Origin of the sequence: Aliiglaciecola litoralis (genome assembly GCF_039523355.1) — a bacterium.
GTDB lineage: Bacteria > Pseudomonadota > Gammaproteobacteria > Enterobacterales > Alteromonadaceae > Aliiglaciecola > Aliiglaciecola litoralis.
The window spans coordinates 119,579-139,259 of record NZ_BAAAFD010000008.1 but is presented as its reverse complement, the minus strand read 5'-3'; the positions used below and the strand labels follow the sequence as shown (position 1 = coordinate 139,259).

Sequence of the window (19,681 nt, the reverse complement as noted above, 5' to 3'; positions counted from 1 at the left end):
GCCACAGGGAAGTGTTGGTTCAAGTCTTTCTACGGGAAGCTTTTGTCTACCTCGTCGAACGTATCCATCACACTTTGACTAGGCTGACCTGTTGCCAAACTGACACCAATGATGGCGAGCGTACTGACAATGAAGCCTGGAATAATTTCATACATCACGCTGCTAAGCGCCTCACCGCCAATAGTGAAATCGGAAAATACCCAAATCAGCACAGTTACAGCCCCTGATACCATTCCCGCGAGCGCGCCAGCAAAGGTCATGCGCTTCCAGAACAAACTAATCAGAACCAAAGGACCAAAGGCAGCGCCGAAGCCAGCCCAAGCATTACTCACCAAGGTTAAAACGCTACTATCACGATCATAAGCGAGCATAACGGCAACAAAAGCCACTAAAGCGACTGATATTCTGCCAACTAAAACAAGTTCTTTTTGGCTTGCACTTCGTCTTAAGAAGGCACCGTAAAAATCACCTGTTAGTGAGCTAGAGGTCACCAACAGTTGCGAGGATATTGTACTCATAATAGCCGCAAGAATGGCTGCGAGAAGGAATCCCCCTACATAAGGATTAAATAGCACTTGCGATAAATAAATAAAGATGGTTTCAGGATCATCAATTGAGTGCTTGGTTTTGGTGATATAAGCTAAGCCCAATAATCCCGTAGCAACCGCACCCGCTAAGGCGACTATCATCCAACTCATACCAATACGACGCGCTACTTTCATGTCACTGACATGGCGAATTGCCATAAAGCGGACAATGATATGCGGTTGCCCAAAATAGCCAAATCCCCAAGAAAGCAGGGAAATAATACCTAAAGCAGAGAGTGCTTGGCCCGTAGAGGCGTCAATCCACAAACTGGTCATGTTTTCACTCACCGACGCAATTTGCGCTGTGGCTTCATCGATGCCGCCCAGCTCAAATAGCACGACTACTGGCACTAACACTAGTGAGACAAACATGATGCACCCTTGCACGAAGTCGGTCATGCTGACGGCTAAGAAGCCACCAAACAGGGTATAGGCTACTACCACGCCTGCGGTGATATACAGGCCCGCTTCATAGGTTAAACCAAACGAAGATTCAAACAGCTTACCGCCAGCCACTACTCCGCTAGAAGTGTATAAAGTAAAGAATACGATAATGACCAACGAGGAGATAATTCTTAATAATCGAGAATTGTCGGCGAAGCGGTTTTCAAAATAATCGGGTAGGGTAATGGAGTCATTCGCCACTTCTGTGTATACCCGCAAACGGGGAGCCACGAAAATATAGTTGAGATAAGCACCAATAGTCAGTCCCACAGCTATCCAAATACTGGACAAGCCAGACACATACATTGCGCCAGGCACCCCCATTAGCATCCAACCACTCATATCGGAGGCACCAGCGGACAACGCGGTGACTTTAGGGCTGAGGTTCCTGCCACCTAACATGTACTCTGACATATCAGATGTGGATTTTTTGTAGGCATACACACCAATGCCCATCATCACGATAAAATACACAGTTAAGGAGACCAGCGTACCTAATTCCATTGAATATCCTTAGTTTTTATTATTTTTGAAGCTAACGCATTGAATTAATTTGCGTTACGATTGATAACACTATGCTAACAAGCTAATCCAACGCTTACCAGTTGAGTTCTAACATGCCGACACGAATTTATACTTATTCCGAGCTAAATACTGACCTTTTGTACGCTATTTTGCGCCTCAGGCAACAGGTATTTGTGATTGAACAACAAAGTATCTATGACGATCTGGACAACTTAGATCAGCACGCCCTGCATCTTTGTTGGTACAACGACGCACCACAAAACCTAACTGGCTACATCAGGCTACGCTTATTGAAGACTGATAACACCTTAAAAATTGAGCGGGTGGTTGTGGCTCTCTCACAGCGAGGTAACAAAGTCGCCCAAGGCATGATGGAAGTTGCGCTGCAACGCGCAAAGGAGCTAGGTGTGACTAAGGTCAAGTTATCAGCACAGTGTGAGGTAATCGGTTTCTATCGCCAGTGGGGATTCATCGAACACGGTGATGTCTATGATGATGGGGGGATAGACCATAGGGATATGGTGCTTACTTTGCCTTCAACAAAAAGCGTTTTTGCTGACTAGGTAAGCAATCATCTTCCACGTATCCTGAAAACTTGTTGTCATCACCGCAAGCTATTAGCTTGTGAATTTTCAATCTAATTCAGAGATTTTTTTGCAACCTTTTAAGTTTATTCAACTCACCTTTAGGTTTACGTTTTTATCAGGTTTCAATTACTATTTATTATGGATTGTGTTTGTCAGAAACATTAAAAGAGAGAGCTTTTAAAAAAGTGCCATCTAGCTGAAAAAATTCAACTTTATACTCAGTATCTTCATTTTTCAGCTCTGTTATTTCGATACTCGTACTTCGAATTATCCGATGATATTGTGCACTTTTAATCTTGTAACTCAGTACATTATAGTCTTTTTCACTGGCTCCTTTATAGCTCCACCTTATTATGTAATACCAAAACTGTTGCGGACCAGTTTGCAAATTAGACTCAAAACCATAACTGACACGAATTTGCGAACCAACCTTATTCGGTATTTGATAGGTCTGCTCTAAATAACGTTCTCGCGAGCTCCATCCACCTTTACCATACAAGCCGTAATTTGAAACTTTGATGGCAAATGTAGGGTCGATAGCTCCATAGCGGTTTGTGACAAAGTTTGTGATTTCTTGTTGTGCAAGTCCGTTGAACTTATTCTCCATAATAATTTTAGCTGTAGTCTTAAGCCGAAAAGTTCCACTTAAATTAATTGGCTGATTTGGTAATCTGGTAGTTAAATCCATGTCTTTTTCTAAAAGAGATAAGCATTCCTGACTATTTTGTGTTGTACCTATTCCGAGACATTTTGCTTCTGCTAAATGCAGAATTGCCTCGTCGTACCCTTGCTCTACTGCAAGTTCCATGTAGTTTGCGACAGCCGCAAGATCTGACTCTGCTGAATCGCTTGATTTATAGCGATTTGCAAGTACAAAGCTTGCTTTTCCATAACCATTCTCGCTAGCTATTTGATAATATTCTTGTGCTTTAGCTAAATCTTTTTCTAAGTGGATACCTTGTTCATGATAAACCCCAATGTTGAAATTAGCGCGAGGGTGACCAAGCTCTGAACTCTTTTTATAATAGTTAAATCCACGCACGCTGTCTTTTTTAACAACACGATCAAATGTGAATACATCTCCCAAAATAGCCAGTTCATTTGCGATAATAGCGACATCAGCATTAGCCTTTTCCGATGAAAGGTTTAAGTGTTTGTGTAAAAACTCACTGATATATACGTTTTGATGTTGTTCACCGTAAAATGTGCGTTGTCCGTGTCCTACACCGTAATAAAACATAGTATCAACGTTCTTGTCATACAGATTCAGCATATATTTAAGCCTATTACTCTGTTCTATGCCGCTAATATCATCAGCATACCCGGCAATGAGTAGTAGAGGAGCCTTGATTTTGTCGACTAGGTATATAGGTGAATCTTCCTGTGTTAACGCTGCATCACTTCCTACAATTTCGGTTATTGATTCTCTGTAGCTTTCGGTAACTTTGTAATTACTGGAATTAAACAATAAAGGAAGATCGTAGATTCCATACATAGCAATAATACACTGATAGAATTCAGGATCTTTTATTGCAAGCATAGTTGCCGAATAGCCACCATAGCTTGAACCTATGGAGCAGGCTTTTTGATAACTGTATTTTTGCCTTGCGGTTTCAACGATTAATCCAATATCCTTTTCGATTTGTCGCCCAAACTGCCCCTTACCTTGACCCAAAAAGTTTTTTCCAAACCCTGATGAACCAGTAAAATTGACTCGTAGAATAGAAAATCCACGGTTTGCTAAATATTGGATTTGAGGGTCAAAGTGGTCGTAGTCTCGCACTCCAATTGGGCCTCCGTGAGGCATAACTAATAGAGTCTGATTGGAGTTGTTTACTGGACGTGTTAAAAGTCCTTCTACTTCAAAACCTAAATCATTGGTGCTATGAAGTGTTTCAGTAGGTGCAAGTCTGTATTTTTCTAAATCTGGTAGCACAGATCCCAGTTTTAAGGTGGTGTCGGTTGTGCCATCTACGTAATAGTAAACACCTGGAAAATTTGAAGCAGTGACTAAGTATATATAACGGTCGGTTTCCTCGTTGGCAGCAACTAAATAAACTTGTTTTTCAGCGTCAAAATGTTCGATTGATATGGATTTTTTATGGTTTTTTTCGGAAAAGTATTCAGTGTGCAAGCGACTATTCCTAAAATAAGAAACTGATGACAACTTGCCAGTTTCAGGCGAGACCGTAGCGGCTTGTAGATCGTACTTTTCATGCTCGTAAAGCAATTTGCCGAGGGTCTGGGTAGCAGGGAAAAATTCGTAAGCTGCAACCAAGTCTGTTTCTTTATTGGTAAGCACCAAAAATTTATCTTGTCCAATTAAAGCGACTGGCTCAAAACGATAATCGTTATCTCTCCAAGCGTAAAATTTTTGCCAGTTCTCAGTCCCTTTTCTAAGATAATGCAGCAATAGTTCTCCCTTTTTTTCTGAAAAGGTAACAGCAAACCAAGTTTCAGTTTGACGATCAAAATAATAATGTAATGCATCATCCAAATGCAGCTTTAGCCTATTGTTTTTTGCAAACCTTTGGTTGAGCAAATCATCGGTTGTTAAAGTGTAAATCTTTAAGTCGATATTATCTCCAGCGCCTTCGTCTCGCATAAATAAAAATCTGTCAGTTTGATCAGGAAGCGAATTTAACAGTAAGCCACTTGCAGCTATATACTTAAAATTGTTGTCCGCTGTATTGCCCTGTTTGGGCAAGCTCACGAATCCTTTCATCAAATCGCCAGTGCGCTTCGCTGTTTCCTCTCTAAAGGTTAAATAGATGGTGTCGTTATCTATCCAGTCATATGACTTTAATACAAATGATGAATCTACATGCAATAGCTTTGTAGTTACATCTGTAGATGGTTCAAATAACCGAAGTTCAGAATGTCCTTGTGGCATTAATTGATAATAAGCTACTTGCTGGCCATCAGGACTAAGGGTGTACAAAGCAACTTCAGGCGCTTGAAATAATTTTTCAATTGGGATGAGATTGGCGAGTAGTTGATGACTAAAAAATAGTCCTAAAAAAAACATTCCAGTTCGATTAATAATTCTCATTGGGAAGCTTTCTTACTAACGTTATCGACAAGAGAAAAAAAGTTATCTTCTCCAGGCCCAGCATAGATAATTTTCCGAGATTGCAATATATTCTGAAACTTATCTTCCATAAACTCCAAGGCCATTGAAGCGTTATTAACTAATTCAAACCGCGGAGTTTTATCAAACCAGCCGACGTTGTGCGCATATACCTCACCAATATAATTGATGGCACCCGGTTTAATGCGAAAACTCCAATATTCATTATTAAATTCAGCTACACGAAAGTTACTAATAACAATTTTATCGAGAGTGTAATTTCCTGCTTCTACATTCAGCAAAATATAATTTGTGCCTTGGCGGAGATCTTTTGACGTCAGTTTCAGACTCGCTTCTCCTGAGATATGCAACTCTTGCAAAGTGGAGGATGTATCAATTGCCATCAGCAAATACCCTGTATCGGAGATTTTTGCTGGTTCAATGATATCTGAGTCTTCTGTTAATGTCGTAACCGTTTGGGCACAACCAACAATAGAGGCTAGGATAAATAAGAATATTACCGTTCTAATAAAAGATTTTTTCATAGGGCAAATATCGGGTTAGTGATTAGATGGTTACCACACACGGCAGCCAAAAAGCACAATTCACAAGAATAAAGGGGAGTAAAAGCTGGATTAATTACACAGTGGTCCAAAAGTTATTCCCTTAACATTCATAAAGCGCCAGTGCTAAGTTAACTGTTAAAAGCAACTTGAGTCAACATCCATCTTCTAGCTTAGCTAAAAAAGGTCGGAGTGAATTAACTTTCCATTAATTCACTCCGACCTTTTGTGTATCGTTATTAAATTTAGCGTTTAATTAAACGTTAAAACGGAAGTGGATAACGTCGCCATCCTTAACGATGTAGTCTTTGCCTTCTAAGCGCCACTTACCGGCGTCTTTAGCACCTTGCTCACCGTTGAACTCGATGTAGTGATCGTAGCCGACGATTTCGGCGCGGATGAAGCCTTTTTCGAAATCAGTGTGAATTTTACCAGCAGCTTGTGGGGCAGTTGAGCCTTCTGGGAAGGTCCAGGCTCTAACTTCTTTTACGCCCGCTGTGAAGTATGTTTGCAGGGTTAGCAAGCTGTAACCGGCGCGGATCACGCGGTTAAGACCGGGTTCTTCTAATCCCATGTCTTCCATGAACTCAGCGCGCTCGTCGTCATCTAGCTCGGCAATTTCAGATTCGATTTCTGCGCAAACCGCAACGACTACCGCATTTTCTTGTTCGGCAATGCGTTTGACTTCATCAAGATAAGGATTGTTTTCAAAGCCATCTTCGTTGACGTTAGCCACGTACATTGTTGGCTTAAGGGTCAACATATTCATGTAGCTGATGGCGGCCAATTCTTCTTTTTCCAAAGCTACAGAACGTACCATATTGCCTTCGTCTAACGCGGGCTTGATTTTTTCTAAGACTTTCAATTCAAACTTGGCATCGGCATCGCCACTCTTAGCTTTTTTACCTACCCGTAACAAGGCTTTCTCGACCGTTTCTAGATCAGATAAGGCAAGCTCTGTATTGATAACTTCGATATCGTCTTTGGGGCTGACACGGCCAGCAACATGTACAATATTGTCATTTTCAAAACAACGTACAACATGACCAATGGCGTCGGTTTCGCGAATGTTAGCCAAAAACTTGTTGCCTAGACCTTCACCTTTAGATGCGCCAGCCACTAAGCCTGCAATATCTACAAACTCCATGGTCGTTGGAATGACCCGCTGTGGATTAACGATAGCGGCCAATGCCGTCAAGCGCTCGTCTGGAACAGGAACTACGCCAGTATTGGGCTCTATGGTACAGAAAGGGAAGTTAGCCGCCTCAATACCCGCTTTAGTTAGTGCATTAAAAAGGGTTGATTTACCCACATTTGGTAAGCCTACAATGCCGCATTTAAAGCCCATTGGTGTTTCCTTAAAAGTCTGTCTATCGCGTTACGCGAGAGATTGTTAATTTATTCTGGTTTAAAAGCATGAAGTCTATTCATGGCTTTCTTTAAGTCGTTTTTGAGCAAAATCTCTGTGCAGCGCATAGCTTCGTCGATGGCTGCATCTATGCGTTGCTGATCGTCAGCTGACGCTTTACCCAACACATGACCTGTCACTCGGCTCTTATCGCCAGGGTGTCCAATGCCAATGCGCAGGCGTAGGAAGTCTTTGTTATTGGCCATCTTATCGACAATATCGCGAATGCCGTTTTGGCTGGAACTGCCGCCAATTTTAAACTTTGCAATCCCCGGCGGTAAATCCAGTTCATCAAATGCAATCAGCATGTTTTCAACTGGAATTCGATAAAAATTGGCCATGGCACTGACAGCTTGACCGCTGCGATTCATAAAGGTGGTGGGAATTAACAGTCGGATATCGTGACCAGCAATGGTTGCCCGTCCAGTATATCCATAAAACTTATTGTCGAGTTTGAGTTGGCAGTTGTGACGTTGTGCAAGTGCTGCAACAAACCATGCACCTGCATTGTGGCGAGTATTGTGATATTCGGGGCCTGGATTACCCAGGCCCGCAATAAGCTGAATATCAGACAAACAGCTTATTCCTTAGCTGCGTCTTCTTTTGAATCAGCTTCAGAGGCTTTTTCTGCATCTTCAGCTTCTTCTAGATCTTCTGCGCTAGGACCTTTAGCCGCTTTAACAGTAACTACTGCTAAATCGTGGTCTTCGCCTTTTTCCAATTCTACTAACACAACGCCTTTTGGCACTGTTAGATCTGAAAGGTGAACAGTTTGACCTAATTCAACATTTAACAAATCAACTTCGATAAACTCAGGAAGTGATGCTGGCAAACAGGTAATTTCAACATCATTCATGTGATGCTCTGCGTGACCGCCATCTACCTTAATAGATTTAGCTTTAGTTTCGTTAATGAAGTGAAGAGGGACGTTAGTCGTTACTTCAACGTTCTTATCTACACGAAGAAAATCAACGTGCAAAATCTTTGGCTTGAACGGGTGACGTTGCATATCTTTAACAAGCGCATCTACTTTCTTGCCACCGATGTTGATGGTAATAATTTGACTGTAGAAAGCTTCAAATTCTTGCGCTTGCAACAATTTGTTATGTGCCAAAGTGATTGAAACTGGCTCTTTATCAGAACCGTAAAGGATAGCAGGAACTTTATCTTCACGACGTAGGCGGCGGCTCGCACCTTTCCCTAGGTCAGTACGGATTTCTGCATCCAAATTGAAAATTGCATCAGACATTATTTAACTCCAAATTATAAAATGTGTGTAAATACTTGCGACCAGTATCTACCTGTTTGTAGGCAACAAGCCCACAACCCCATAAAAAACGGGCGGCGAAGTCTACCATTTGGCTATAACCTAAACAAGCGTAAAGTTGGAGATTGAGTCATTTAGCTGCAACATTTTGTTCCGATGGGAAAACGAGTCTAGATTGGACTCGACAAATCTCATCCAGAGCTCAGGCGAATTTATAATTAGGTGATTGCTTAGGCCGATTGTGCGCGCTGGCCAATTGCCATTTACGCGCACATATACCAAATGTCATTGTGCAGTATGTTACTTAATATTCGTTTTGTTGACGCACATTGGAACTGTCGATCTCATCAGCCTCAACCACTTTAAGTACTTCGCCATATTGCTGGAAAGTCAGCATGTCTTTTAAAACATGACCCTTTACTTGAACTTTCATGCCGTGTTTGAGTAATGTTTTGTCCATTCCTCGGGGCATGTATTTTTTACCATCATCACTATCCAGCGCAAAAAAACCACCTTCAAGCTCTTTGTAAACGATAGTGCCGGTGACTGTGATCATTTCGACTGTATCCTGTTGTTGTTTTGCAGGGGTTAAATCAGTTACTTTTTCAGGGTTATTTTGTGCGTTTACCTTTTCGCCAGCGCAGCCAAATAAGGTCAGCGAGAGTGCGATATATAATAGTTGTTTCATGATAATTCCTTTGTGCGTTAAGGCGAGTCCCATTCAATCACGAAGACGCTGATATTACGAGGGCTGTGCCAGTAAACCATGACATTCGTGAGTAAATATTAAGTAAAGATGCTATTTGCGTATGCAGGGCACCGAGTTTATCTAAACTACAATGCCCATGTTGGTACAATTAACACTTACTTTTCGATTAAAATGCTTGTTGTTGTCTTATATGCTGCCAGCTTTGACCATGATCAGTAGATTCATAAAAATCTGTGGTGGCGCCATCACAGGACAACAGAATGCGCGATTTTACTTGGCCGATGATAGTCGTACAGTACTCTTTAGGTAGCGTTAGCTCACTGACTTTCCAATTTTGACCGCCGTTGTCGGTTATCAGTATTTTGGTTTCTGTAGAGCGTTGCCCAGACCAAAACGAATAATCCGAAAAGCTGACAATTGCCAAGCCATTTTGTGCGTCCCAGAACCAAGGCGACGATAAAAACGAGAATCGATCCGATTGTGGTTTGGTCGGTTTGCGTCCTTCAAAACATTGTACACCGCCACGTATTTCTGAGCCGTCTTTACAATATCTCACCCGTGGATCTAACTTTTGCCACTGGTCATTGTCGCTGGCACGAACATAGTAGGTCGGTGTACCAGACCAAGACCAAAATCCGGCTTGCTCGATTCCCAATGTCATTGCACCGGCATCTAAAATAACGTCCATTTGGGTTTCTTCATCCGCGGGACCCATTTTCCAAGTATCTGGATTGTAGCTATAGGTTTCGATTTTACCTGACTCAAATGCCGACCATTGGCCATCAATATAAGAGGATACATTGATACGCTTTTGTGCTCCGGCATCTGACAGCCATACCGAATCAATCCTTCTTGGTTTGCGTTTGGATGAACTGGCGGCCCGATTTTTGGGCACTTCTTGTGGTTCTGCGTTAGCCCATTCATCTACGTAGTTATACTGGTTAATGGTTTGAGGTTGAGATAAGTTTTGCTTATCAAAGCGCGCAACAACGACTTGTTCTTCTTCGCTGTAGACAACATCAAATTGATTTTCCTGATAAAAACCAACATGGTGCACACTGGCTTTTGCAGGTATCTGAATTGCGTGCCATTCGCCATTGGCAGGTTGATAAAATAAAGCGCCTTCATGACCACCAACTAAACGATCGCCCGATTGATTCTGTGCAAAGGACGACAGTGATAAATCAGTGTCTACCGCCAAGGTTTCAAAACCATTGTTGGTATCGTAGCGTAAGATCACACCTAATTTACTGAGCATATAGATACTGCCATCTGGGGCAGCAATAATATCTGTAAAATCGATAGGATTTTGTGCAATTGAGGCATACATTAAAAATCGTTGCTCGTCACGCTCGTCAGCATCCCAAGTCAATACGTCTTGATGTTGTTCAGCTAAGTTCGGAAAATAATTTTCTAAAATAGTCCCTTGTGCGGTTTCAGGAACGCGCACCAATATGTCTGTGTAACGGTCATCTAGGGGCTTAGGGTAATAGACCATGGTGCCCAAATCAGTGACTTTGCCAGCCTCAACCTTAAAAGTCCCAAACTCTGGGTCGCTGCCTGTGCCGCGGCTAAAATAAAATTCACCTCTGAAAATAAAAGATCGCACACTGCTGATGGAATACTCACCTGGTTTAAGCGATACCGCGAATACACTGGCGCCGCCTACTGGACGGTCTTCAGCGTAAGCTAAAACAGTCTTAACTTCTTTTGACGCATTTACCTCTTTAGGTGCGATAAACAGTTGGTTGAAAGGCAATTTATAGCTGGTGGCATTGACTACACGGGCCAATAAAATACCTTCTTGTTGGTTCACATTGGATTGTTCACTTAGTCGTGGAGCAACATTTACAGTAGACGCACAGCCATTTAACAACACTACTGAGAACAACGTGCTGATGAAAATCAGTAAACTAGGACGGTTCATAGGATTCCTTTTTATTCTTATTAAGCGCGCATTATAAAGTTGGTTTCAGCGCTATGCCACTGCTATTATTGCCAGCTTAATGTGAAAAAAGGAAGCAGTATGTTACGCAGTTATATTTTGATAGCTGGCGCGCTTGGGATGTTAATTTCACCCATGCTAAATGCACAATCTACTTGGCTGACCCGAAATAGTTTGACCCTCCCGACTAACAAACAAAAGGATTACGGTATCGGTGTTATTTTTGTTGAGTTGAATCAACATAACGTCAGTGCCATTGTCCAGCGCGTGGACGAAGACAGCGTAGCAAAAAGTATCACCAATAAAGACGCGCTAGACTTGGAAGGCAAGCCTATAAAATTAGACTTCACCGGTACAACGGGTTTTGTCACGGTCAACTTACCTGAAGGGCTGTACCAAATCACACAAGTGGATGTGCCGCATTTTGATTTACCCTTTAAGGTCAGTACTGACAACAGTGATATTTGGCGTTTTCGAGTGAAGCCCGGACATATAAATTATCTGGGATTGCTCGAGGTGGGGGCGGTGCGCGCCAAAGATAATGTCAATGTTGCATGGTTGAATCGATTTGCTACACATTTGGATGAACTGCTTGCTGCAATCAACGCCTCGACAATCGAATGGCCTTTGGCTCATGGTGTTGGCTATCAAGATGACTTTTCTTTGTTATTGGAGCAACCGATAAAATGAAAATAATCATCTTGGGCATGATATTGGCAAGTGTTGCCAGCAATGTTAACGCGAATAAGTTACTTGACCCCTTGTTCGCCGACCCGTCTACTCAGTCAGTTAGACTCTCACCCGATGGAGAGCGCTATGTGGTCGCAGAAATGCGACCTGAAAAAACCACAATGCGGGTATACCAAAGTGCCTCTCAAACCGTCAATAAACAATATGATCTGGCTCGTTTATTTGATGAAAATACCGTATTAAGAGACATGCAGTGGCTGGATAATCGACACATTGCCACTATGTTATTGGATAAAGTTCAAACCAAAACTGCGTTAGCTGAAAGCAATGCGCAACTAAAATTGATCATCTTTGATATTGAGTCGAGTGACGCGGATCCTGTCATGTATCAAGTGTCTACACCAGGCTATTTGGTTGATGGCGCTCCCGATGAACAAGGTGCTTTTTATTTTTCTCGTAGTGCGCATAAGTCAAAAATCTACCGTATCGAAATAAGTAAGCTGCTGCGTGTCGATCAAAAGCGTACCAAACTGACTCGCGTAGACGGTGGTCAGTTTGTCGAAAGCAACGTGATTGCCAATGCGGATGGTTATGCCCTTCGCTGGTTTTTCCAGAAATCTGGTCAACCTGCTGCAGTGCTGCTGCGCACTGAAATTGATAAAGTCAGCCTTGCTGTTTATAAGTCGGCTTCAAACGAACCTGCAGCAGTACCTGAAGAGGTAACCTCATGGAAATTGTCTGAGCTCAATAAGAAAGAAAAAAGTAAGCAGGACGAACCATTTTTTATTCCTATTGCTATGGCAAGTGAGACGGGTAAATTCTACAGCGTGGATGTCAATGAGCCTCAGGCCTTTAGCCTGTATTTGGTTGATTTCAAACAGCAGCAAAATGAACTGGTATTTACTTCTCCAGGCCAACCCATCGTTGATTTGATCTTCGCTAAAAATCGCAAGGCGGTAGGCGTAATGGTGGTAGAGCAGGGACTCTATAAAGAAAGTTACTTTGATGGTCAACCATCACTTTTGAATACCGAAATTCTGCAAGTCGTGACCGCTTCAAGTCTGGATGGCAAAACCCAAATTGTCTATCAAGAATCTCATAATCAACCAGGCCGGTACGTTTTACATCAAGACAAGAAAGCACCGGTTAAGTTATTCAATCAATACACACGGTTACCGGATTCATTGCCCTCACGTCAGGTTGTTGGAACGGTTAAAGTGGACGAGTTTGATATCCCGTATATTTTGACCTTACCTCAATCCGCCAGCAAGTCTGCACCCGTGCCCTTGATTGTAATGCCCCATGGTGGACCCTTTGATGTGTATGACAGTTCCTATTTTAGTGCCGATGCGCAATTTTTTGCGGCCAATAATTTTGCCTTGTTAAGAGTTAATTTTAGGGGCTCAGGAGGCTATGGTCTGCAGCACAAAGAAGCAGGCAAAAAGCAATGGGGTGACAAAATGTTACTCGATATCCTCAGTGCTACCCAACTAGTTCAGCAGCGAGCAGATATAAGGTCCAGTCAAACCTGTTTGGTGGGTATGAGTTATGGTGGCTATGCTGCGTTAATGCTTGGCATACAACACCCTAAGATATTCACTTGTGCAGCAAGTGTGGCAGGTGTTACCGATATTAATCTATTTATAAAAAGTCCCTATTTGAGTCCTGAGCAACAAGAATGGATAACCGAGCATGTAGGGGACAGTAATAGTGATTACGCTAAATTGAAATCCATTTCACCTGTTTATAATATCAATCGACTTAGCATTCCTTTGCTATTGATCCATGGTGCAAAAGACCAAGTTGTGAATGTAGAAAACGGCTTCAGAATAAAGCGCTTGCTTGAACAAGCAAAAATCCCCTTCGAATGGCGATTGTATCCTGAGGCTGGGCATGATTTTAGTGAAGATGATCAACTTGTACGACTCTACACGGACATTCTCACCTTCGTGCAACAGCATGTGAGTAACTAAGGCCCATTCAAGAAGAACGATGCGCAAGCAAGGGAAGAGACTTGCGCATATGTGTTGGAGCTAGATTCCCGGGTTGATAAAATTTAGTGGTGTTTGGATCACATGCAATCCTTACACTAGATTGTTAGGATCTAACAGCCTAGTAAGTTCCTGATGGTCGATGTCGGTCATTTCTTTTGCTACCTCAAGTATTTGGCGATTGGTTTTGTATGCGTGTTTGGCAATTTTCGCTGCTGCCTGGTAACCAATTAGGCTATTTAAAGACGTCACTAATATTGGGTTGTACGCTAAGGTTTCCTGCAGCTTTTTTTCATTGACTTGAAATTGAGACACCACTTTTTCGCCCAATAGCCGTGCACTATTTGACAGTATCTCAAGGCTTTGCAGTAAATTGTAGGCAATTACCGGTAAGTAGGTATTCAATTGAAAATTCCCACCTTGTCCTGAAATCGCGATAGTCGCATCATTCCCCATTACCTGCGCACAAACCATGCATACAGCCTCGGGTATTACAGGATTGACTTTACCAGGCATGATACTGCTGCCAGCCTGTAATTCAGGTAAGGCTATTTCGCCAAGACCGGCGAGAGGACCGCTGTTTTGCCATCTTAAATCATTGCTTATTTTCATTAATGAGACGGCGAGTGTTTTTAAATGTCCACTCAGCTCTACCGCGGTATCTTGAGCGCTTATGGCTTCGAACAAATTGTCATTGGTAGTGAAATTTATCCCCGTTAAGTCACTCAGTATGTTGCAGGCTGCGTTAGCAAAGTCATCGCCGCTATTTAAACCCGTTCCTATGGCGGACCCACCCAACGCCAACTTACCTAGCCGCTCATAACAGGACTCAATGCGGGCTATATTATTGGTTATCTGTTTGTTCCAACCACTGAGTTCTTGCCCCATGGACATCGGCAGTGCATCCATTAGGTGGGTTCGTCCGGTTTTTATGGTTGTTTGCAGAGATTCTGCGCGAGATTTAAGTGTTTCACTTAACCCCTGTAACGAGGGGATCAAGCTGTTTTTTGTTTTTAAGTAGGCACTTAAGTGGATTGCACTGGGAATCGTATCATTGGAACTCTGGCTCATGTTGGCCTGATCGTTCGGGTGAACATCCAGCCCATAAAGGTCTTTGCACAACTGACTTATCACCTCATTCATGTTCATGTTGGTGCTAGTGCCAGAGCCAGTTTGAAAAATATCGACGACAAATTCTTGGTCATATTGACCATCCGCTATAAGCGTTGCGGCTTTACTGATGCCGTCAGCAATCTCTGGTTCAAGTTTACCTAGCTTGCTATTGGCTATGGCACAGGCATACTTGATTTTGGCGAGACTATGAATAAACTCAGCGGGCATAATCAGACCGCTAATCGGGAAGTTATCTAACGCCTTTTTGGTTTCTTTTCCGTATAGCATTACGTTCTCCAACTCTTAATAAAATGTCATCGATAAAGCAAAAACTCTTAGCAAACAGGCTTCGCAAAAACATCGAAAACCACCGACTTCTTAACCCTGCGCTTTTGCCAAAGTAGGTGTATGAATAGCAATCTAGAGGCTGCAAACGTGGTTTTCCATGGTGCCTGTTAATAAAGGTCCGCTGTTTTTCATGCTTACACTGTGTCCACTTTGATTTTTGTTTAACCCTAATGAATTTTCACTAAGTATAGACAAAGCAAAAAATTGATATAAACGGGCAAGAGGCGTGCAATCATATTCAAGGTGAATTACCTCAATGTGCTGGTTTTAAATTCATATTATTGGTTATTTTGCGAACTGAAATAATACCGTCACGTTACAATCGTTTATACTTATCCTACAGTTCAGTTACTTAGCCAGTAGTCTCAGCTTATGTACAACTTGCACAATCGCTTGTGAGCTCATTACGGCGCGAAGGAGACAAATAATGCGAACTAATTTTAGATTACTGCTTTGTTTGAGCATGTTGTTATCGTTAAGCTCGAACAACGCAAATGCCACACCTAATGGCTTGCCAGAAGGGGCAGGTCAATCACTGGTTCAGTCATATTGTGTCGCTTGTCACCAAACAAATCGCATATCATTTAGCTCAGGCTATGATCGTGACGACTGGCAAGCGCTTATTGCGACTATGATCGAAATTGAGGATGAAAAACAAAAGAATCTGCTGGTGGATTATTTAGCGCAGCACTTTGGGCCAAATGACAAGCGCAGTCCTAAGTTAGTTGCCGGCAATGCAACTATCAGTTTCAAAGAGTGGGTCACACCGACACTGGGACAGCGCTCTCGCGATCCGGTTGAAGCACCTGATGGCAATATCTGGTGGGCTGGTCAATGGGGAAATTTAATCGGTAACATTAATCCTCAAACGGGCGAAATGCGCGAATATCCGCTACCTACCGGTGCCATGCCTCATTCTGTGACGCCCGATAAAATGGGGAATATTTGGTATACCGGTAATAAAAACGGCACGGTGGGGATGCTTGATCCCAAATCTGAGAAAATGACAACGTACGATATGCCCGATCTGCAAGCCAGAGATCCACATACTGCAGTGTTCGATAAACAAGGAGTAATGTGGTTTACCTTGCAGCACAGCAACAAGTTGGGTCGCCTTGATCCCGCCACAGGGGATATTAAATTGGTTAGTTTGCCGACTCCAAATTCACGGCCCTATGGGATAAAATTAGATGCACACGATAGACCATGGATAGCCTGTAATGGCAGTAACTGTCTGGTAGAAGTCGATCCTAAGACAATGGCATTGCGTGAGTATAAGTTGCCAAATAGCCAAACCAAAGTTCGCCGTTTGGATTTCGATGAGCAAGGCATGCTTTGGTATGTTAATTCAAGCCTAGGTAGGTTGGGACGCTTCAACCCTATCACCAAAGAAGTGAAAGAATGGCCTTCGCCCAGCGGTGCACGCTCTCATCCCTATGCCATTGCCGCTGTCGGCGACGCAATTTGGTATAATGAATCGGCAATGCGTCCCGATGCACTGGTCAAGTTTGACCCGAAAACAGAGACTTTCCAGAGTTGGGCTATCCCCTCAGGTAGCGTCTATTCGGGAATTGTGCGACATATGCGTGCAACCTCTGATGGCAAATTACTTATTCATCAAAGCGCCACCAATCGGATTATTCAGGTGACAATCGATTAATTGCAAACTTTTTGAAGCCGTTTGAATGGGGAGCATTAAGCGAGCCTTTCAACATCGCACCTTATGAAATGGAAAGCCGCTAATGCTCAAACAAAAATGCACAACCGAAGTTGTGCATTTTTATCTAGTTACTAGTTGCTCACTAGTACTCAAACATTGCCGAAATTGATTCTTCGTTACTTACCCGACGAATGGCTTCGGCAAGCATGTTAGACAAGGTGAGTTGTTTAACGGTACTGAGGCCTTTAATTTCTTCGCTAAGGGGAATACTGTCGGTCACAATAATTTCATCAATCACTGAATTCTTGATGTTTTCCACTGCATTGCCTGAGAAAATTGCGTGAGTGGCATAAGCATAAACATTTTTAGCACCATGGGCTTTCAAAGCTTCTGCCGCTTTTGCCAGCGTGCCGCCAGTATCAATCATGTCATCCACAATGATACAATCGCGACCTTTAACGTCACCGATAATATGCATGACCTGAGCAACGTTCGCTTTAGGACGGCGTTTGTCAATGATCGCTAAATCAGTATCGTTCATCAGTTTTGCCATGGCGCGGGCGCGCACAACACCACCGATATCAGGTGATACCACTACCGGATTTTCGAAGTCTCGACGGCGCATATCATCCAATAAAATCGGCGTGCCAAATGCGTTATCCACGGGAACATCGAAGAACCCTTGGATTTGCTCGGCATGCAAGTCGATGGTTAATACGCGATCAACCCCCACATTGGAGAGGAAGTCGGCCACGACTTTGGCGGTAATAGGTACACGAGCAGAACGCACACGGCGATCTTGACGTGCGTAACCGAAATAAGGAATAACGGCGGTAATGCGACCTGCTGATGCCCGTCTAAGGGCGTCTATCATGACAATCAGTTCCATCAGATTGTCATTAGTCGGTGCGCAAGTAGATTGGATAATAAAAACGTCCGATCCACGGACGTTTTCATGAATTTCGACGCTAATTTCGCCGTCACTGAAACGGCCAACACTTGCTTGGCCTAATTTGGTATAAAGTCTGTCTGCGACTTTCTGGGCGAGATCTGGCACTGCGTTACCAGCGAATAGCTTCATGTCAGGCACAAGAAAATTCCTCGGTGCGATAGATTAAAAGGCAACAAATGCGCATTGTGCGCGCCTCGGCTTTAAAGTTAAACACATATTACTCAATCTTACGCTGCCATGTTTAATTATCATGCAGTTTTAGCGACGCTTCTGACTTTGCTAACGCTGCATGCAAAGGGGATTCATTGACCCCTTTGGTGATAAACGCCTGACAATCATTTGGCAGCTTGTTTTTTACTTTTTCAGCTTCTTCCATGTTGTCAAAAACAGAGAACAAACACGCTCCCGTTCCGGTCATCCTCGACGGCGCGTATTCTAACAAGTCATGTAATAAATTTGCAACTTTAGGATAGCGTTCACACACCAGTTTTTGGCAATCATTTCGAGTTTCGGAAAAAATATAATCTTGCCAGGCAATTTTTGCTGAGTCGCGCACCAGATCAGGGGCGCTAAAAACCTCAGCGGTCGACACATGACAATTTGGGAAAGCCACTAAATAGATCTGCGAAGCGAGATTTACTGGTGTGATTTTCTCGCCAACGCCTTCGGCAAATGCGGTTTTGCCGTGCACGAAGATGGGCACGTCTGCGCCCAGTTGTAACCCTAGCTCAGCTAATTGTTGTAGTGATAAGTTGGTTTTCCATAAATGATTGAGCACCAATAAGGCGGTAGCGGCATTAGAAGAACCACCACCGATGCCACCGCCCATAGGCAATACTTTGTGCAACCAAATTTTAGCGCCTAATGGGCATTGAGTATGCTGCTGCAGCAACGTGGCCGCACGTACAATTAAATTGTCTTGGGCCGGCACAGAGTCCAAGTCAGTGCACATCTCAATCTGTCCAGACGGGGTCACTTCAAAGGCCAATTGGTCGCCAAAATCAAGGATTTGGAACAGTGACTGTAATAGATGATAGCCGCGCTGGTCACGACCCGTAATGTGCAAAAATAAATTTAACTTGGCAGGGCTAGGCCACCAAGTCAGGTCTGTGGGTTGTTCAAATGTTAGGTTAATTGCCATGCACTTATTTTAATTTTTATTTGATTATTTGGATCGCCGGAGTTAGTTAACACAATATCATGGGGTAACCAAACATCGCCAACTTGTTTATATCGGGAGTATTGCAAAGTCCAAGGCGCACAAGCGCGGCACTTTGCTGTTAATGAGCTTAGCAGTCCATTGTCATCAAAAACCACATTGTCGCTGCGTGTGTATTGGCCTTTTATCCACAGAGCCAATTTATCGACCGGTATATTCCAGCCGGTGACCTGCAAAATCAATGATGATGCATCAATGTCAGTATAAATCTGCTCATCAGCCTCAAGTTGAGCAAATCCGGGCTGGTTTTGCATGGTCATTATGGTAGTGCCTATAAAGGTGGTTAAGGTTAAGTCAAATTCTTTATTTTTCTGGCGCCACCGCATGTAGGCACTGACTTTTTCTTCCGTGCTTTTAAACGCTAATCGACCTTTTACTTGCCACTGGCTGATAGCGGATAATCGCTGCTGATGTAGCTTGCTGTCGACGCTTTGATTTTCACGCACAGGAGTGGCACATCCTCCGATAAACAATGCACTGAAAAATAACACCACCAAGAGTTTCTTCATAAAACCGATTTTACCGCCTCTTTTTATTGCTAAGTATAGGAACACAGAAAGTTAGACACTTTCAATAGTTTTGGCTTTTGCGTACAATGCCGCA

16 protein-coding genes are annotated in these 19,681 nt (G+C 43.0%); 4 read left to right on the top strand and 12 right to left on the bottom strand.

What is annotated here, in order from left to right; all coding sequences use genetic code 11:
• Window positions 1-29 precede the first annotated feature (29 nt).
• A complete protein-coding gene (gene putP, locus ABD036_RS13885; protein WP_343860908.1) occupies window positions 30-1,535 on the bottom strand; it encodes a sodium/proline symporter PutP in 1,506 nt (501 codons plus the stop codon).
• A gap of 113 nt (window positions 1,536-1,648) precedes the next feature.
• Between putP and ABD036_RS13880 the strand changes: the two genes are divergently transcribed.
• Window positions 1,649-2,119, top strand: coding sequence for a GNAT family N-acetyltransferase (locus tag ABD036_RS13880; RefSeq protein ID WP_343860906.1), 471 nt, complete (start codon window positions 1,649-1,651; stop codon window positions 2,117-2,119).
• 160 nt (window positions 2,120-2,279) lie between these two features.
• On the opposite strand, the gene ABD036_RS13875 is transcribed toward ABD036_RS13880, so the two are convergent.
• The 7 genes from ABD036_RS13875 to ABD036_RS13845 all read right to left on the bottom strand — a co-directional run bounded on the left by ABD036_RS13875 (window position 2,280) and on the right by ABD036_RS13845 (window position 11,087).
• Window positions 2,280-5,195: a prolyl oligopeptidase family serine peptidase gene (locus tag ABD036_RS13875; protein ID WP_343860904.1), complete on the bottom strand. Its 2,916-nt coding sequence runs from the start codon at window positions 5,193-5,195 to the stop codon at window positions 2,280-2,282.
• A complete protein-coding gene (locus ABD036_RS13870; protein WP_343860903.1) occupies window positions 5,192-5,758 on the bottom strand; it encodes a hypothetical protein in 567 nt (188 codons plus the stop codon). Before ABD036_RS13870 ends, ABD036_RS13875 begins: the two co-directional genes overlap by 4 nt.
• Window positions 5,759-6,032: 274 nt before the next feature.
• Window positions 6,033-7,124 (bottom strand): redox-regulated ATPase YchF, encoded by a 1,092-nt coding sequence (gene ychF, locus ABD036_RS13865; protein ID WP_343860901.1) that lies wholly within the window; start codon window positions 7,122-7,124, stop codon window positions 6,033-6,035.
• Window positions 7,125-7,174: 50 nt separating this feature from the next.
• A complete protein-coding gene (pth, locus tag ABD036_RS13860; protein ID WP_343860899.1) occupies window positions 7,175-7,759 on the bottom strand; it encodes an aminoacyl-tRNA hydrolase in 585 nt (194 codons plus the stop codon).
• A 5-nt stretch (window positions 7,760-7,764) separates the two neighbouring features.
• The gene (locus ABD036_RS13855) at window positions 7,765-8,433 is read right to left on the bottom strand and encodes a 50S ribosomal protein L25/general stress protein Ctc (protein ID WP_343860897.1); all 669 of its coding nucleotides are present in this window, start codon (window positions 8,431-8,433) and stop codon (window positions 7,765-7,767) included.
• A 322-nt stretch (window positions 8,434-8,755) separates the two neighbouring features.
• Complete coding sequence (locus ABD036_RS13850) at window positions 8,756-9,139, bottom strand: hypothetical protein (protein ID WP_343860895.1); 384 nt, start codon at window positions 9,137-9,139, stop codon at window positions 8,756-8,758.
• Window positions 9,140-9,326: 187 nt separating this feature from the next.
• Window positions 9,327-11,087, bottom strand: coding sequence for a beta propeller repeat protein (locus ABD036_RS13845; protein ID WP_343860893.1), 1,761 nt, complete (start codon window positions 11,085-11,087; stop codon window positions 9,327-9,329).
• Window positions 11,088-11,186: 99 nt separating this feature from the next.
• Here ABD036_RS13845 and ABD036_RS13840 point away from each other — a divergent pair, with 99 nt between their 5' ends.
• Both ABD036_RS13840 and ABD036_RS13835 read left to right on the top strand, forming a co-directional pair.
• Window positions 11,187-11,795, top strand: a complete 609-nt coding sequence (locus ABD036_RS13840) for a hypothetical protein (RefSeq protein WP_343860891.1) — start codon at window positions 11,187-11,189, stop codon at window positions 11,793-11,795.
• Window positions 11,792-13,768: an alpha/beta hydrolase family protein gene (locus tag ABD036_RS13835; RefSeq protein ID WP_343860889.1), complete on the top strand. Its 1,977-nt coding sequence runs from the start codon at window positions 11,792-11,794 to the stop codon at window positions 13,766-13,768. The genes ABD036_RS13840 and ABD036_RS13835 overlap by 4 nt, the downstream gene beginning before the upstream one ends.
• A gap of 111 nt (window positions 13,769-13,879) precedes the next feature.
• Here ABD036_RS13835 and ABD036_RS13830 read toward each other — a convergent pair whose 3' ends face one another.
• Entirely contained in the window at window positions 13,880-15,187 is a 1,308-nt protein-coding gene (locus ABD036_RS13830) for a class II fumarate hydratase (protein ID WP_343860887.1), read from the bottom strand.
• A gap of 487 nt (window positions 15,188-15,674) precedes the next feature.
• On the opposite strand from ABD036_RS13830, the gene ABD036_RS13825 reads away from it, so the two are divergent.
• Window positions 15,675-16,907 carry a Vgb family protein gene (locus ABD036_RS13825; protein ID WP_343860886.1) on the top strand — a complete coding sequence of 411 codons (1,233 nt, stop codon included), beginning with the start codon at window positions 15,675-15,677 and terminating at the stop codon, window positions 16,905-16,907.
• Between the two features lie 142 nt (window positions 16,908-17,049).
• Here the strand turns inward: ABD036_RS13825 and ABD036_RS13820 are convergent, their stop codons facing one another.
• The 3 genes from ABD036_RS13820 to lolB all read right to left on the bottom strand — a co-directional run bounded on the left by ABD036_RS13820 (window position 17,050) and on the right by lolB (window position 19,587).
• Complete coding sequence (locus ABD036_RS13820; RefSeq protein WP_343860884.1) at window positions 17,050-17,997, bottom strand: ribose-phosphate pyrophosphokinase; 948 nt, start codon at window positions 17,995-17,997, stop codon at window positions 17,050-17,052.
• A 103-nt stretch (window positions 17,998-18,100) separates the two neighbouring features.
• Entirely contained in the window at window positions 18,101-19,000 is a 900-nt protein-coding gene (ispE, locus tag ABD036_RS13815; RefSeq protein WP_343860882.1) for a 4-(cytidine 5'-diphospho)-2-C-methyl-D-erythritol kinase, read from the bottom strand.
• A complete protein-coding gene (lolB, locus tag ABD036_RS13810; protein ID WP_343860880.1) occupies window positions 18,985-19,587 on the bottom strand; it encodes a lipoprotein insertase outer membrane protein LolB in 603 nt (200 codons plus the stop codon). Before lolB ends, ispE begins: the two co-directional genes overlap by 16 nt.
• Between the last annotated feature and the right edge of the window lie 94 nt (window positions 19,588-19,681).